At 64.7% G+C, this 16,025-nt stretch carries 16 protein-coding genes; 6 read left to right on the top strand and 10 right to left on the bottom strand.

The features are described 5' to 3' along the window. The first annotated feature begins 47 nt into the window (after positions 1-47). Genes AAA989_RS04095 through AAA989_RS04085 form a run of 3 tightly spaced genes read left to right on the top strand, consistent with a single transcriptional unit; the run spans position 48 to position 2,921 of the window. Complete coding sequence (locus tag AAA989_RS04095) at positions 48-1,313, top strand: LptF/LptG family permease (protein ID WP_338241324.1); 1,266 nt, start codon at positions 48-50, stop codon at positions 1,311-1,313. Next, a complete protein-coding gene (lptG, locus tag AAA989_RS04090; RefSeq protein ID WP_338241323.1) occupies positions 1,303-2,400 on the top strand; it encodes an LPS export ABC transporter permease LptG in 1,098 nt (365 codons plus the stop codon). Before AAA989_RS04095 ends, lptG begins: the two co-directional genes overlap by 11 nt. Then, positions 2,397-2,921: a GNAT family N-acetyltransferase gene (locus AAA989_RS04085; RefSeq protein ID WP_338241322.1), complete on the top strand. Its 525-nt coding sequence runs from the start codon at positions 2,397-2,399 to the stop codon at positions 2,919-2,921. Before lptG ends, AAA989_RS04085 begins: the two co-directional genes overlap by 4 nt. Before the next feature lie 10 nt (positions 2,922-2,931). Here AAA989_RS04085 and AAA989_RS04080 read toward each other — a convergent pair whose 3' ends face one another. Continuing rightward, positions 2,932-4,023, bottom strand: a complete 1,092-nt coding sequence (locus AAA989_RS04080; RefSeq protein WP_338241321.1) for a fatty acid desaturase family protein — start codon at positions 4,021-4,023, stop codon at positions 2,932-2,934. A gap of 134 nt (positions 4,024-4,157) precedes the next feature. On the opposite strand from AAA989_RS04080, the gene AAA989_RS04075 reads away from it, so the two are divergent. The 3 genes from AAA989_RS04075 (at position 4,158) to AAA989_RS04065 (ending at position 6,974) form a co-directional block, all read left to right on the top strand. Continuing rightward, positions 4,158-5,312, top strand: coding sequence for an N-acetyltransferase (locus AAA989_RS04075; protein ID WP_338241319.1), 1,155 nt, complete (start codon positions 4,158-4,160; stop codon positions 5,310-5,312). Positions 5,313-5,396: 84 nt separating this feature from the next. Further along, positions 5,397-5,840 (top strand): response regulator, encoded by a 444-nt coding sequence (locus tag AAA989_RS04070; RefSeq protein ID WP_338241318.1) that lies wholly within the window; start codon positions 5,397-5,399, stop codon positions 5,838-5,840. 339 nt (positions 5,841-6,179) lie between these two features. Beyond that, on the top strand, positions 6,180-6,974 hold the full coding sequence (locus AAA989_RS04065) for a response regulator (RefSeq protein ID WP_338241316.1): 795 nt from the start codon (positions 6,180-6,182) through the stop codon (positions 6,972-6,974). 10 nt (positions 6,975-6,984) lie between these two features. Here the strand turns inward: AAA989_RS04065 and AAA989_RS04060 are convergent, their stop codons facing one another. From AAA989_RS04060 to AAA989_RS04020, 9 genes are all read right to left on the bottom strand, one after another. Then, complete coding sequence (locus AAA989_RS04060) at positions 6,985-8,370, bottom strand: MATE family efflux transporter (protein ID WP_338241315.1); 1,386 nt, start codon at positions 8,368-8,370, stop codon at positions 6,985-6,987. Between the two features lie 51 nt (positions 8,371-8,421). Further along, positions 8,422-9,423 (bottom strand): alcohol dehydrogenase catalytic domain-containing protein, encoded by a 1,002-nt coding sequence (locus AAA989_RS04055; protein WP_338241314.1) that lies wholly within the window; start codon positions 9,421-9,423, stop codon positions 8,422-8,424. Positions 9,424-9,429: 6 nt separating this feature from the next. Further along, positions 9,430-10,320, bottom strand: a complete 891-nt coding sequence (locus AAA989_RS04050) for an MBL fold metallo-hydrolase (protein WP_338241312.1) — start codon at positions 10,318-10,320, stop codon at positions 9,430-9,432. 21 nt (positions 10,321-10,341) lie between these two features. After that, entirely contained in the window at positions 10,342-11,460 is a 1,119-nt protein-coding gene (locus AAA989_RS04045) for an NAD(P)-dependent alcohol dehydrogenase (RefSeq protein WP_338241311.1), read from the bottom strand. A gap of 13 nt (positions 11,461-11,473) precedes the next feature. Continuing rightward, a complete protein-coding gene (locus AAA989_RS04040) occupies positions 11,474-12,328 on the bottom strand; it encodes an SDR family NAD(P)-dependent oxidoreductase (protein ID WP_338241310.1) in 855 nt (284 codons plus the stop codon). Then, positions 12,325-12,888, bottom strand: coding sequence for a 2,4'-dihydroxyacetophenone dioxygenase family protein (locus AAA989_RS04035; RefSeq protein WP_338241309.1), 564 nt, complete (start codon positions 12,886-12,888; stop codon positions 12,325-12,327). Before AAA989_RS04035 ends, AAA989_RS04040 begins: the two co-directional genes overlap by 4 nt. 12 nt (positions 12,889-12,900) lie before the next feature. Beyond that, positions 12,901-13,440 carry a 2,4'-dihydroxyacetophenone dioxygenase family protein gene (locus AAA989_RS04030; RefSeq protein WP_338241308.1) on the bottom strand — a complete coding sequence of 180 codons (540 nt, stop codon included), beginning with the start codon at positions 13,438-13,440 and terminating at the stop codon, positions 12,901-12,903. A gap of 75 nt (positions 13,441-13,515) precedes the next feature. Beyond that, positions 13,516-15,132 (bottom strand): flavin-containing monooxygenase, encoded by a 1,617-nt coding sequence (locus AAA989_RS04025; protein ID WP_338241307.1) that lies wholly within the window; start codon positions 15,130-15,132, stop codon positions 13,516-13,518. After that, complete coding sequence (locus AAA989_RS04020) at positions 15,129-16,019, bottom strand: alpha/beta hydrolase (protein ID WP_338241306.1); 891 nt, start codon at positions 16,017-16,019, stop codon at positions 15,129-15,131. The genes AAA989_RS04025 and AAA989_RS04020 overlap by 4 nt, the downstream gene beginning before the upstream one ends. Between the last annotated feature and the right edge of the window lie 6 nt (positions 16,020-16,025).

The raw sequence follows: 16,025 nt of genomic DNA, 5'->3' as shown, positions 1-16,025 counted from the left end.
CTAAGGCCCGCGGGAACTGAAATTATCCCGCAGCGTCGAGACGGCACGTGTCCCGCTTCATTACCGCCACAGATCGATATATCTTCCGGCTCGTGGTCGTGCCGATGATCGGCGTGTTCGTTCTGGCGGCCAGCCTGCTGCTGCTGGAAAAGATGCTGCGGCTGTTCGAATTCGTCAGCACCGAGGGCGGGCCCATCGGGGTCGTCTTCGAAATGCTGGTGAACCTCGTGCCCGAATACGCCGGACTGGCCATTCCTCTTGGGCTGATGCTCGGCATCCTCTTCGCCTTCCGCAAGCTGGCGCTGTCGAGCGAACTGGACGTGATGCGCGCCGTCGGCTGGTCCTACACCCGGCTGCTGCGCGTGCCTTTCCTGATCACCTTCGCGCTCGTCGCGGTGAATTTCGCCATCGTCGGCTACATCCAGCCGCAGGCGCGCTTCGCCTACGAGGAGATGGAATTCGAACTGCGATCGGGCGCGCTGGGCGCATCGATCAAGGTTGGCGAATTCAACGCCATCGAGGACCGGATGGCCTTGCGCATCGAGGGAAGCGAGGACGAGGGCCGGCAATTGATGGGCGTGTTCGCGCGCGTCGCCGACGATCAGGGGCAGGTGCTGTCCATATCCGCCCGTGAGGGGCGGTTCCTCGCCAACCGTGAGGATCGCAACACGATCATCCTCAGGCTGATGGACGGGGTCATCGTTCACGGCGTGCCCGAAGGCAGCCCCCGCGTGCTCAGTTTCAGCCAGCACGACCTGCCGATCGACCTGCCCGCGCTCGAGCAGTTCCGCGACCGGGGCGAGGACGAACGCGAATACATTCTGCCCGAACTGCTGGAAATCGGCTGGAACCCCGACAGTACCGCCGACGAGCGCGTGGGAAGCCAGGCCAATTTCAATTATCGCATGGTCGAGGTGGTGATGATGCTGATGCTGCCGTTCCTGGCGGTGGCGCTGGCCGTACCGCCCAAGCGCAGCACGTCGGCGCTCGGCGTGTTCCTGTCGATCGTGATCGTGGTCGCCTATCACAAGATCAACCAGTACGGGGCCGAGGTGGCCGAGATTGGCCGCATAGACCCGTTCCTTGCCCTCTGGGGACCGTTTGCCGTGCTCTTCGCGCTGATTGCCTGGATGTATTACCAGGTGGCTTTCGTGCCCGGCGGGCAGGCCATCGGCTTCCTGGAAAGCTTCTACGCCAAGATCGCACGCCGCCTGAAGAAGCTGGTCGGCCGCGACAAGCTGCGGGGCCTGGTGCCGGAGGACGACTTGCAGATGCAGGACGAGGATCACGAAGCGATGCCCCATGCTGCTTGATTTCTTCCCGTCACGCACCTTGACGATCTACCTCGCGAAGATGTTCGCCATGCGGATCATCGCCGTCCTGGCGATGCTGGTGCTGGTGCTGCTGATGCTGGACCTGCTCGGCAAGACCGGGGACATCCTGGCCATCGAAGGCAATGGCGACGCGGAAATCTGGCTCTATGCCTCCCTGCGAGGTCCGCAGCTGGTGGCGAGGTTCCTGCCCTATTCCGTGCTGCTGGCGACGATCATCACCCTGGCCGGGCTCAACCAGAACTCCGAAGTGATCTCGATGAAGGCGGCCGGCATGTCCGCGCACCAGATCCTGGCGCCCCTTCTCTTGATGGGCGTTGTCGTCGCGGCCATTTCATTCGTCTTCAACGAACGCATCGTCACCCGCGCCACGGCAACGCTGAAGGCGTGGGAAAACGTCGAATATGCCGCGATCCCCGAAGACCGGCAGGTGCGCAGCAATGTCTATTTCAACGACGGCAACGACGTGCTGATGGGGGCGACGCTGTCGGGCGCGGGTACGGACACGGTGCTGACCGACGTCACCTTTTACGAACGCGACGATGACGGGATGATCACCCGCCAGGTGACCGCCGATCGCGCCAGCTTCGCATCGCCTGGCTGGCTGCTCGAAGATGCCTCCAGCTTCAATGTCGCCAGCGCCTCCACGCAGCAGCTGGACCGGGTCGTGGTCGCTCCCGGCGTGGAGATTTCGCAGGTGGAACTGCGCCGCGTGGACCCGGACGGGCAGCCGCTGGCCGAACTATCCGACAGCATCGATGCCTTGCAGGGCGCGGACAGGCGAACCGGCGAGCTCGAGGCGAAGTGGTGGCACAAGATCTCAGGTCCGCTCTCCGCCGTCCTCATGCCCCTGCTGGGTGCCGTTGCGGGCTTCGGCCTCGCGCGGTCGGGAAAGCTGTTTGCCCGCGCGGTGATCGGCATGGCGCTGGGCTTTGCCTATTTCGTGGTCGACAATGCCGCGCTCGCAATGGGCAGCTTCGGCGGTTATCCGCCCCTGCTGGCAGCCTGGGCCCCGTTCTTCCTGTTCCTGCTGGTTGGCGAGACGGTATTGATCCGCACCGAGGAATGAGCGACCTCGACTGGTCCCTGCGCCTGGCGCGTTCCGAAGACGCTCCGAAATTCGCCGAAGTCGAGGAAGATGCCGCGCGCCTGTTCGGTTCGGATGCTTCGCTGGCGGGCATCGCCATGCCGCCTGCGCGTACCGCCGAGCAGTACCGAGCCATCATCGACCAGCGCCAGAGCCTGTCCGCCACCTGCGATGACGAAGTCGTGGGCGTCGCCGCCGCGCGGCCGGCGGGGCGGGAATTACACCTCCACGAACTGAGCGTCGCCCTTGCCTTCCAGCGTCGGGGTATCGGCGGGACCCTCCTGCGCGCGCTCAAGATCGACGCCCGAAACGCAGGCTTCGGCGCCATCACGCTGCACACGTTTCGCGATGTTGCCTGGAATGCGCCCTTCTACGCCCGGCACGGATTCGTCGAGGTGGAGCAGGTGCGCGACCATCCCCGGCTTGCCGCGGGTCTCGAGGCGGCCGTGGCCGCCGGGCTGCCGCGCGATCGGCGTTGTGCGATGATCTGTACGCTGGACTAGCCAGCCGTTCTCAACTTTCGCGCCGCCCCATCGTGCTGCGCGCGATCCTTCCCACCAGCGGCCACATGCCGCCATGACTGGCCTCGGCAAAGGTCGATCCTTCGCCCAGGTGCGCGCTGATGCGGCGATGCGCCTCGTGCAGCGAGTGATAGGGCATGGACGGGATCAGGTGGTGGAGGGCATGGTAACGCAGGCCCACCGGTGCCCAGATGCCGGCAATGAAGCGCGGAACGTTCACGCTGTCGAGATACTGGGCCGTCACCGTCATGGCCTCGCCGTCGTTCTCCCACAGGTGCGCCACGAGCGTGCGCAGCTGGTTGAATACCGCGACGGCGGCCGTGATTGCGGCGGCGATGAGCAGCGGCCGCCAGCCCAGCCAGAACGGCGTGGTCATCAGGAATATCGCCCATACGCTCGCGCCGATCTGCTGGAACAGGAACCAGCCCCGGTCCTTCTCGTCCGCCGGGCGGCGGCGGAACGAGGGATTGATCGAAAGCGCCGAAAGCCGCTGCCAGGCGAAACGCCGCAGCGGGGGAAACACCAGGCCGAGCGGGGCCATCACGCCCCAGCGCACGATAAGTGCGATGGGCGCCAGCGCCGCGATCAGCACGAAGACCGGCAGGCTCCAGGGCTTCATCAGCGCCAGGGGCATGTATTCCGGATCCTCGATCGTACCGTACTTGGTGCGCGCGTGGTGGAGCGTGTGGACGCTTTCGTACATCAGGCTGGGCGTCAGCATCGGGATGCCGACAAGCAGGTTCCACGCGGTGCGGAAGCCCGGCAGGGCATCGCGGTGAAGGTGCGTGATCTCGTGAATGAACAGCAGCGCGCGGTAGAGCGCGAAGACCGAGACGATGCCCAGCGCCACCGCCAGCCAGGTGCTTTCCACCAGGATCGCACCCGCCAGCGTGCCATAGCCAAGCAGGGCCGAGCCGATCATGTCCGGCCAGTAGATGTCCGGGCGCGCGGTATTGATATCGCGCGTCAGTTCGGCGGCCGCCCGCAGCATGGCCTTGTCGTCCGGAATTTGCGCGTGAATGCGCCGACGCTGCACGGGATTGGCAGCGGCCTCTTGCTCAGTGGTGTTGCTCGTCGCGTCCATAAGGCGGGCTCTATAGTGCAAAATTTCCAAAAGTGCGATGCGCCCATTCAATCCCCGTGGCATTGGGGCGCGGCGCTTGACTCGGCGTTTGTGCCTATCGAGAGCGAACCTGCAATGAACGAAAGGCCCACCGAGTGAGCGAGCAGATAGATATTGCACCCGTTTCGGGCAAGGGAGACCTGAACGCGTTCATCGATATCGCCTACGAAGTGAACAAGGACGACCCGAACTGGGTGCCGCCATTGCGCTCGGAAGTGCGCGCGCTGCTGACACCGGGGAAGAACCCGTTTTTCGAACATGCCAAGGTGCAACTCTTCCTCGCCCGCCGTGGCGGGAAGGTCGTCGGCCGCATATCCGCTCACTACGACGAACTGGCGCTGTCCCAGCCCCCCGAGCAGGGCATGGGGCCGGGAACGGGCAACTGGGGGATGATGGAATCGCAGGACGAGGCGGTCATGGCCGCGCTGATCGCCCGTGCCGAGGAATGGCTGCGCGAACAGGGCATGACCCGCGTGCTGGCGCCGCTCAGCCTGTCGGTGTGGGACGAGCCCGGCCTGCTGGTGAAGGGGCACGATCACCCCCCGATGATCATGATGGGCCATCACCGTACCGAATACGAAGGCTGGGTCGAGGCGCAGGGATACGAAGTCGCGAAGAAGCTGTTCACCTACGACCTGAAGGTGGAGGGCGGCTTTCCCGAGCTGATCAATCGCATCGTCGCCTCGGGCGAAAAGTCGAGCCGCATCAAGGTGCGCATGGTGGACGTCGACAATTTCGAATCCGATGCCGCGATCTGCATGGATATCCTCAATGCCGCCTGGTCGACCAACTGGGGCTACGTGCCGTTCACGGAAAGCGAGAAGGTCTACGCTGCCAACAAGCTGAAACCGCTCACCAAGCAGGGCGCCAACATGATCGCTTTTGTCGACGGAGAGCCGGCCGCCTTCATGCTGGCCTGGCCCGACATCAACCTGAAGCTGATCAACTACGGCGGAAAGCTGCTGCCGTTCAACTGGCTCAAGCTGCTGTGGTGGCTGCGCAATCCGGATTCGATCAACTGGCGCGTGCCGCTGATGGGCGTGATCCCCAAGTACCAGAACAGCCGCATGGCCAGCCAGCTTGCCTTCATGATGATCGAATACATCCGGCGCTATTCCGTCGGCCGTTTCGATGCCGAGCGGGCCGAGGTCGGCTGGATCCTGGAGGATAACCAGGGGATGAAGGCCATTGCCGATGCCATCGGCGCCTCGGTCAACCGCGAATACCGTCTCTACGAGAAGCGGCTCTGACGGCGGCCTGGCAAAGCCGGGGAACTCTCTGGCTTTTCATCTCGTTTGGAATGCTGATGCGGTTCTGCATCCTGCCGGAGGCAAATGACGAAAACCCCTGACCCGAAATCCCGCCGCGGCAAGAAGGCCAAGCCCAAGTCGCTTGGCCGCGTGCTGCTGGTTGAGGATGATGCCGTCTTGGCCATGTCGCTGCAGGAGGCGCTGCTGGATGGCGGCGCCACGGAAGTGATCGTGTGCCACACGATGCAGGCGACGATGGCCGAACTGGAAAAGGACGAGAAGCTCGACGCTCTCGTGCTCGACGTGCACCTTGCCGATCGCGACGACGGGTGGGCTCTTGCGGAGCTGGTGGACATGCTGGGGCCCAAGCGGCCACGGATCGCCTTCTCCACCGGATCGCCGGAAGACATTCCTCCAGAAATCGCCGAGATGGGACCGATTTTCGAGAAACCCTACGATCCCGAACAACTCGTCGAAGTACTGGCCGGCGATCGCAAGCGCGGCCTGTTTTCCCGACTGCTGGGCTAGGCGCGCAAGGCAACGGCGCGCCAGGCAACGATGGGCTCGCGCCCTCTCCATTCCCAATGTCAGACGAAAAAAAGGCCTCCGATCTTATGATCGGAGGCCTTTCGGGATCGTATCACCAGCCGCTTGGACGGGAGGGGGGGTCTCGGCGGTGACATAGGCTAAATGACCGTCTGCGAATGCAGTTCCCGCCCCGATAAAAATTTTTGAATTTATTTTCGTGGGGGTTTGCAATGGCCCGATTTAGGGGCCATTCGAGGCTAGGATTTAGCGCGGCAAGTCATGCGGAACCCATCCGCCTTGCGCGCGTTCACGTGGAATGAATTACCGGGAAGGGTATCTATGAGTATTGGTGCAGAAGTCGCCGCACATCTTCCATTTCTCCGCCGTTATGCACGGGCTCTGACTGGCTCCCAGTCGACCGGCGATGCCTTCGTTCAGGCCACGCTAGAAGCGGCCCTCGCCGATGACGATCTTGCCGACAGTCTTCGAGGCGGGCGAGTTCCCCTCTACAAGGCATTCAACAAGGTCTGGTCCAGCGCCTACATGGAAGTGGAAGAGGCGCAGAGCACGGGCAGCGCGCACGAGGTCGCCGCCCAGGACCAGCTGAAGCGCATCACGCCCATCAACCGGCAGGCGCTGCTGCTGACCACGGTCGAGGACTTTTCTCACGACGAAGCCGCCGAGATCATGGACATCGACGAGAGCGATGTCGACGAACTGGTGCGCGAAGCCGTCTCCGAGATCGAGCGCGAGAGCAGCACCAACGTCCTCATCATCGAGGACGAGCCGCTGATCTCGATGCAGCTTGAAGACCTCGTGAAGTCGCTCGGACACGAAATCTGCGGCACCGCCGCCACGCGCACCCAGGCGCAGGACGTAGTCGCCGAAAAGACACCCGGACTGGTGCTGGCGGATATCCAGCTCGCCGACGGTTCCTCGGGTCTCGATGCGGTGGACGACATTCTCGCCATCGAATCCGTCCCGGTGATCTTCATCACCGCCTATCCCGAACGCCTGCTGACGGGCGATCGGCCGGAGCCGACCTATCTCATCACCAAGCCGTTCCAGGAAGACACGGTGCGCGCGGCGATCAGCCAGGCGCTGTTCTTCGGCTCGAGCCGTCCCCTCGACTAGGTCAGGCTGATCAGGCGCTCCCGGCACCATCCTCGCCGGGGCGCCTCCACAGCACCCACCAGGCGATTGCTGCGGCGGCAAGGCCGCCCAGCAGGTTTGCCGTCAGTTCCGCCAGGTAGACCGCTTCGGTGCCCAGGGCTCCGCGCAGAAGCCAGGCGAAGGGCACCATCACCAGCAGCACGCGCGAAATCGACAGGGCAAGGGCGTTGCTCGCCCTGTCGATGGCGTTGAGCGCGCCGTTGACCACGATCAGCACGCCGTAGCCGGCATACCCCCACACCGATATCGCGAGATAGGCCGAAGTCGCCTCCAGCGTGCGGCTGTCGTCGCTGAACAGTTCCGCGAACCAGCCGCGAAAGCTGTAGAGGACGAGCGCGGCGGCAAGACCGTAACCGAGGCAGAACATGCCCGCCTGCAGCAGCGCGCGGCGCGACCGCTGATATTGCCGCGCTCCCCAGTTCTGGCCTACGATGGCCCCGATCGAGCCCGACAGCGCGAGCAGCGGCACGACCGCGAAACTCTGCAGCCGCCCGCCTGCGCCGAACCCGGCCACCGCGGCAGTGCTCTCTGCCGCCAGCAACGAGGTGAGGATCGCCAGGCCCGCGGGATTGATGGAATTGGTAAAGGCCGCAGGCCCTGCCACGCGGGTGAGCGCCTTCAACTGCACGGCCACGCGGCAATTGCGCACGGCAGATGGCTTCAGCGGCAGGTCGTGCCGCTGGATCAGCACGAAAGCGGCCACGATGCCCGCCACCCAGCCGCCGATGGTGGCATAGGCCGCGCCCGCCACGCCAAACCCCTCGATGCCGAAAGCGCCGGTTATCAGCAGCGGGTCGAGTATCCAGTTCACCACCGAATAGATCACCAGCACGGCCGTGTTGCTCTTGGCCGCGCCTTGTCCGCGCAGCACGCCGTTGGCGCCCATCATCGTCATCATCATCACGAACCCGAACGAATAGGGCATCATGTATTCGTCGATCAGGGGCAGGATCTCGGGATCGGCCTGCATCAACTGGAACAGCGGCTGGCGCAGAAGGAAAAGCAGCAATCCCAGCGTGATTCCGGCGGCAAGGCCCAGCATCAGCCCCAGGTTGGCCCGGGCAAGGGCGCGTTCCTCGTCGCCTTCACCAAGGGCGCGGCTGACCACCGAGTTGATGCCGACCATCACCCCGACGCCAAGGCTCTGCAGCGCGGTGATGACGGGGAAGATGAAGCTGATGGCGGCGAGTTCGTTGGCCCCCAGCTGACCGATGAAATAGGCGTCGATCACGCCGACCGACATGATCGCGGCCACGCCGATCACGGCGGGCGTCGTCTGCCTGACGAGATGGCCGGCAATCGAGCCATCGACAAGCTTTGCGCGCTTGCCGCGCTGTTCGGCGATATCCTTGGTCATGCGCCCCCTTGGCGAGCGGCCGGGGTGGCCACAAGCTGCCCTAAGGGCCTGTCACGGCGCGATCAACACCTTGCACTGCTCCGTCCGGCGCTTGAGGCTCTCGAAAACCTCGGGCGTGTCGGCAAGACTGATCGTATCGGTCACCAGCAGGCGCGGAGCGATCGCGCCCGCATCCAGAGCTGCCAGGGCGGCCTCATACTCGGGCACGGTGAAGAAGGCGCTGGTCACCAGCTTCACCTGCTTGGACAGCATGGCGAAGGTATTCAGCGTATCGGGCTTGGTGCACAGGCCCAGCAGAATAATCGTGCCGTCGGGGCGCACCTGCTTCACGGCCTGGTCGATCAGGCCGGGAATGCCCACGCACTCGAACACGAGGTCCGCTTCGCCGCCAAGGCCCTGCTTGGCGCTCTCGACCGGGTTTTCGGGATCGACCACGAACACGTCCGCACCCATCTCCAGCGCGCGGGCCTGCTGGTAGGTGGCGATGTCCTGCACGGCCACCTTCCCCGCGCCGAAACGCTTGGCCCAGAAGGCTACGGCAAGCCCGATCGGCCCTGCACCCAGCACCAGCACCCGGTCGCCCGTGCGCATCCCCGAAAGGTTGATGCCGTGCAGCGCAACCGCCAGCGGCTCTATGATCGCGCCGTCTGCCAGCGTCAGGTCGCTGGGCAGCGGCACGCACTGGTTGGGCCGCGTAACCGCGTACTGGGCATAGCCGCCCCCTTGCAGGCCGAAGCTCTTGCACCATTGCACCGCGCCCTTGCGGCACGCTTCGCAGGCGCCGCAGCTCATCAGCGGAATGACCGAGACGAGGTCGCCCACCCTGTGTCCCTGCGTAGCCTTGCCCAGGGCGACCACTTCGCCGGCGAACTCATGGCCCAGCACGTCGCCATGCTGGCAGCCGTAGGCCGCGTCCTCGGTCATGTGGAGGTCGCTGCCGCATATGCCGCAGCGCCCCACCTCGATCACCAGTTCGCCTTCGTCCGGCACCGGGTCGGGCACGTCCTCGTACGCCAGCGGCTGGTGCAGGGCCTGGAAGGTGACGGCTTTCATGGCGGGCTATTCCGTCCACATGGGCTGTTCGCCCACGGCCACTTCGGTGGAATTGACGAGGATGAAATCGTCGAGCACGTCGATCGTCGTGGGATAGGCGGCGCGGACCAGCCTCTGCATGTCGTCCGAATCTGCTGCGTTCGCTGCAAGGCTTGGCCAGGCCTCCAGATAGTCGGCGGTGAAGGCGAGGCCGCTGGCATCGTCGGGCAAGCCGGGCCGGGCGTGACCGGCGACGACGATCTCGGGTTCCAGCGCGGCGAGTGTCTCGATCGATTGGCCCCAGGCAACCACGCGGTCCATGTCATGTTCGCCCAGCCACAGGTGAACTTCATTGAACACGAGGTCTCCAGGCAGCAGGGCACGGATTTCCGGCACCCACAGGGCGGTGGAATTTACGTGGTCGCCCTGCATCGGGCCGAGCACCCTCAATTCGTGGCCTTCGAGCATGATCGTATCGCCCTCCAGCGCGTGGGGGGCGCTGGGATGGGCGGGGCCGTTGTCTCCCAGCATCGGACTCCACCGCTCCACCTTGAAGGGAAGCGAGCGCCAGATGTCGGCGACCACGGTCTCGTGCGCGACGATCTCCGCCTCGGGGAAGGCATCGGCCAGCACTTCCATAGCGAAGAAGTGATCCGGGTGATCGTGCGTCACGAAGATATGCGTCAAGTTCTTGCCGCTATCGAGGACCATGGCCGCCACGCGGTGCGCGTCGGCAAGGGTAAACGGCGGATCGACCAGCACGGCATCGCGTTCGCCCATGATCAGGGCGGAATTGACATGCAGCGATCCCGCGCTGGTGCGCAGCACTTCAACCTTCAGCGGCGGTTCGTCGTGATGGTCTGCCAGCGCGGGGCTGGCCAGGGCCAGTGCGAGGCAGCCGGCAATGATCCGAAACATGATCCCTTCCCCCCGGACGAGTTACTCCTGCGAAATACGCAGGACCGGCTTCACCACGCTGCCATCCTCGCTGGCGTGGATGGCCTCGTTGATCTGGTCGAAATCGAAATAGCCGATCAGCTTTTCGAAGGGAAACTGACCCTTCACGTGGTAATCCAGCAATTCGCACAGGAACGGGCCGACATCGCTGTCGCCGCCGAGGATTCCCATCACCCGGCGACCGCCGCCCATCATCTGGCTCTCGTTGAAGGTCAGGTTGTCCTCGGGTGAGGACGCGCCGACGATGCCGCAGATGCCCATCGGGGCGAGCAGGCTCCATGCGTCCTGGATAATGGTGTTGATGCCGGTGGTGTCGAACGCATAGCCGAGGCCCTGGGGCACAAGGTCCCTGATCTTGTCGATCGCGCCGTCCTTGCCGTTGAAAGTGTGGGTGGCACCCAGTTCCTTCGCCAGGGCGAGACGTTCGTCGTTCACGTCCACCGCGATGATGGGCTCCGCGCCCACGATCTTCGCCGCCATGATTGCGGCCATGCCCACGGTGCCCGCGCCGAAGACGGCGATCGGCATGCCCTTGCGCACTTCCATCGACCGCAACACCGCGCCCGCGCCCGTCATCAGGCCGCAGCCGATGGGCGCGAGACGTTCCAGCGGGATGTCCGCCGCGCTGTCCGGCACTTTCACGGTGTTCGCCTGGTGCGCGATGGCGTGTGTGGCGAAGCTGGACTGGCCGAAGAAATTGGCGTTCATCTTCTCGCCGTCCTTGAACATGACGGGCGAGCCATCAGCCCTGGCGCCGGACCAGTTGTGCGGGAAGAAATTGTAGCAATAGGTCGGCGCATCCACCTCGCACGAGGGACAGTCGCCGCAGCTGTTGAAGCTCATCACCACTCGGTCGTCCGGCTTGGCGACGGTTACCGCGCTGCCCACTTCCTCCACGATGCCAGCGCCCTCGTGGCCCAGCACCACCGGATGCGGAACGGGCAACTGCTCGTCGCGCACGGCCATGTCCGTATGGCACACGCCGCAGGCGACCACGCGGACGCGCAGTTCGTCGGGGCGCAGGTCGTCCAGTTCGACGTCCTCGATCTTGAAGGGTTCGCTGTTGCCGCGACAGATTGCGGCGCGCGCGGGTGTTGTCATCGTTGCATCTATCCTAGTCGTCGAGGGGCTTGATCGGACCCAGCTGCATTCCGCCGTCGATCATCACGTGGCTGCCGGTCATATAACTGCCCGCATCGCTGGCCAGCAGCAGGGCGAGCGGCTTTATCTGGTAGGTCTCGGCCATGCGGCCGACGGGCACCAGCTTGTCCCAGGCTTCCTTCGCCTTGGGGTTCTTCTTTACCCATCCATCGCCGATATTGGTGACGAAGGGGCCGGGCGCGATGGCATTCACGCGGATGCCGTAGGCGGCCAGTTCATAGGCGGCGTGGCGCATGAAGTGCTTCACCCCCGCCTTGGCCGCCATGTAGGGTACGCCCACGATCGCCTCGTTCACCTCGGCCGCGTTGGACGAGGTGATGACGATGGAGCCGCCCCGGCGTTCCGTGTTGGCCTTCATCACCCGCGCCGCCTCGCGCACGGTGTGGAACACGCCGGTGAGGTTGATGGCGATGGACCTGTCCCACCTGTCCTTGTCGTAGACGTCGATCTGGCCTTCGGGATTGCGCTTGTCTTCCGGGCTCCAGAATCCGTTGCCCACGTCCAGCCCGGCATTGGCGAAAGCGATGTCGCAGCCGCCATAGGCGTCTACGTGATGGTCGAACGCGCGGGCCACCTGGTCGAAGTCGGAAACGTCGCAGGTGTCCCAGCGAACTTCGAAGCCTTCGTGAACCAGCCGGTCCGTCTCGCGCGCGGCGCCTTCGGCATCGATATCGGTGATCGTCACCTTCGCGCCGGCTTCGGCCATCACCTCGGCATAGGCGAGGCCAATGCCCGACGCCGCGCCGGTAACGAGGGCCGAGCGGCCCTTGATGTCGAACTGATCGAGAGTCGCTGGCTCTTCGCTCACAGATACAGCTGCCGGTTGATCGGAATTCCCTGTTCCTTGCAGTAGCTCTCGTAGTGGTTGATGAACCACCACACGTCTAGCGTTTCCACGTGATCGCCGTTCTCGTCGTAGAACTCGTTGGCGCCCTGCATCCAGAAGAAGGCCTTCATGCCGTCGGGCTCGTCCGTCACCAGCGTGTGCGCGTGGCCGGGGAATTCGGTGATGAAATCGCCCGGGCGGCAAACCCAGTCGTACTCGAGGTAGCGGAAGCTGCCCTCCAGCCCGATCGCCCACACCATGCCGCGATGCTTGTGCGTGCCGATCACGCCCGCGCTCTTGATCCACAGCACGTTGGCGTAGACGTTGTTGCGGATGTCAAAGGCGAGGTGCCGGATCGCGGCGTTGTCGCCGAACGGCACCCACGGGCTCTCCGCCTCGTCGGTGGAGACATAGGTGCCGTCGCGCACGTATTCGTCGATCACGTGCTTGTAGGTCTCGGGCACGTTCACGATCCTGAACGCGCCCGCTTCGGCAGCGGTCTTCGCGCCCAGGGTCGACTTGGGCTTGTCCTGCGTGGCCATCTTTCGGCTCCCTTAGAGGTAGAGTTTCTCGTTGATGGGCAGGTTGTTCTCGCGGCAGTAGGTCTCGTAGTGGTTCATGAACCAGAACACGTCGGTCGTCTCGATGTGGTTGGCGTTCTCGTCGTAGAACTCGATCGGGCCCTGCATCCAGCCGAACAGCTTCACGCCTTCGGGATGCTCGGTGACCAGCGTATGGCTCTCACCCGGTGTTTCCAGGATCACGCCCGGCGGGGTCGCCACCCAGTCGTACTCCAGATAGCGCACGCTGCCTTCGAGGCAGACCATCAGGATCGTCCCGCGATGCAGGTGTGTGCCGATCGTGCCCGGGCTCTTCACCCACAGGATGTTGGAGAAGATGTTCTGACGCACGTCGAAAGCGACGTGCTTGATGGCCGCATTGTCGCCGAAGGGAACCCAGGGGCTTTCCTCGTCGCTGGGCGTGTCGATGTAGCGTCCACCGGGGCTCGTGCGGTGAACGAGGTCCTTGTAGGCGTAGCCGACGTCGACGATCTCTTTCTTGCTGGACGGCGGTGCCTTCATCTGGGTGGCCATTTCAACTCTCCTTCGTGTGTCCGGTCTCGCCTGGCGGAGACTCGTGTTGACTCTGTCTTACCCTAACGGCCGTTATTATGCGACCGTCTTGCGGTCGACCTGTCGCAGCGCGAACCCCTCGTATCCGTTTGCCGCGACGGCCTCGCACTTCTCGCGGTAGGCACCGACGCCGCCGACGTAGGGCATGAAGACCTGTCGGCCGTCCTTCGTTCGCCCCTGGTACCAGCTGTTGGCGCGCGGGAAGAGCGTCTGGTGCGCAACCTCGTGCGCGTGCTGCATCCAGTCCGCTTCCGCCTGCGGGGTCGCCTCGATTACCGTGTGCCCGCCCTCGCGCATGTCCGCCATGCACCGGGCGATCCATTCGACATGCTGTTCGATGGAAACGACCACGTTCGACAGGACCGAGGGACTGCCGGGACCGGTGATCGCGAACATGTTGGGGAAGCCCTCTACCGCCAGGCCAAGGTAGGCGCGTGGCCCGTTGTCCCACTCGTCGCGGATCGAACGCCCGTCGCGTCCGCGTATGTCGATGGCCCTGATCGCGCCGACGCAGGCTTCGAAGCCGGTTGCAAGGATGATGACGTCGGCGGGGTAGCTGCCCCTTTCCGTCACCACCGCATCGGCAGTTACCGTCTTCACCGGCTCCTCGCGAACGTCCACCAGGTCCACGTTGTCGCGGTTCATCGACTGGTAGAAGCTGACTTCGGTGCACAGGCGGCGCGAGCCCATGGGATAACCGTGGGGCGTCAGCTTGCGGGCCTTTTCCGGATCGTCGACCAGTTCGGCGATCTTGCGGCGTGCGAAATCGGCGGCGTAGGCGTTGGATTCCTCGTCGAACAGCAGGTCCGCATAGGCTTGCAGCAGTCCGGTGGTGCCGGCCTTCCAGGCTTCCTCCAGCCGTTCCTCGCGCGCGGAGGGATCGTCGGCCTTGGCGCTGCCCGGCCACGGCCCCTGAAACCAGCCGAGCGGCGACGTGCGCGCTCTTTCACGCAGTTCGGGATACTGCGGCAGCAGGTCTTCGAGATAGTCCTCCGGCAAGGGATGGTTGCCCGCCGGCACCGCGAAATTGGGCGTGCGCTGGAACACGGTGAGGTGCCTGGCGATCTTCGCCACCTCGCCCACCACCTGGATTCCGGTGGAGCCGGTGCCGAAATGGCAGACGTTCCTGTCCGCAAGGTCGGCGCTGTCGTCCCACATGGCCGAATGGAGCACCTGGCCTTCGAAATTTTCCAGCCCTGGAATGTCAGGCTGCTTCGGCTCGGACAATGCGCCGGTCGCGAGGATCAGGAACTGGACGTCGTAGGTATCGCCGCCATCGGTTTCGGCCGTCCAGCGCTGGCTGTCGTCGTTCCACTGTGCCGAGGTGACGAGCGTATCCAGCACGATGTCGCGGTTGAGGTCGTATCGCTCCGCCACGTGCTCCAGGTAGCGCAGGATTTCCGGCTGGGCGGCGTAGCGTTCGGTCCAGCGCCACTCGGCTTCGAGTTCGGGATCGAAGCTGTAGCTGTATTCGATGCTGGGAATGTCGCACCGCGCGCCGGGATAGCGGTTCCAGAACCAGGTGCCCCCGACGCCGGAGCCTTTCTCCACCACCTTTGCGTCGAACCCTTCCTGCCGCAGCTTGTGCAGCATGTAGAGCCCGGCAAATCCCGCCCCCACCACCAGCGCATCCAGGCGGTGGGCGGCGCTCATCCCGTGTGCCCGGAAAGGAAGGCTCCCGCCTCGACCAGCGCGGCCTTGGCCTGGGGGAGTATGAATTGAAAGGCATGGAAGACGTGGGGGAGGCCGGGATGCACCTCCAGCCGCACCATTGTGCCCGCCGCGCCCGCGTTGGCGGCGATCGCCAGTGCGTCGTCGAGCAGGATCTCTATGGAACCGACCTGCACCAGCAAGGGCGGCAAACCCGATAAGTCGGCCCTCGCGGGTGATGCGAGCGGATGCGCGGCGTCGCCTTCGCCAAGATAGTGGCGGGCGCAGGCCTCCAGCCCCTCCGTTGTCAGCGAGGGATCTTCCGCGGCCTTGCTTTCGAGGGATGCGGCGGTGCAGGTGGCATCGGCCCATGGCGATATCAGCAGGGCTGCGGCGGGTAGGGGGGCACCCTCGTCGCGCAGCCTGATCATGGCCGCCAGGGCAAGGCCGCCGCCTGCGGAATCTCCGGCGAAGACGATATGTTCCGGGGCCGGACCGTCCGCCAGCAGGGCGCGGTAGGCGGCCACGGCATCGTCCACCGCGGCGGGGAAGGGGTGTTCGGGGGCGAGGCGATAGTCGAGCACCAGCGCGGGCATGTTGGCCGCCCGCGATACTTCGCCTGCCAGTCCGCGATAGCCCTGCGCGCTGCCGACGACATAGCCGCCGCCGTGCAGGTAGAGGATCGCCTTGCTCTCATCCACACCCGGCGCAGCGACGCGCAGCGCGGGAACGCCGCCCAGTTCGCTCTCTGCGATGGCGAGGTCGTCCGCCACGGGCAATGTCGCGAACAGCGCCTCGTAGGCGGGGCGCAGCGTTTCCGGATCGGCGGCAAGGTCCGGCCCGCCTTCGCGAAGGCCCGCGATCAGTTCGGCAAGGGCGGGGTCCGTCATCGGGCT

The sequence above is a fragment of the Aurantiacibacter hainanensis genome, from assembly GCF_036321025.1.
GTDB classification, from domain to species: Bacteria; Pseudomonadota; Alphaproteobacteria; order Sphingomonadales; family Sphingomonadaceae; genus Alteraurantiacibacter; species Alteraurantiacibacter hainanensis.
This window is presented reverse-complemented; position numbering and strand designations above follow the sequence as displayed.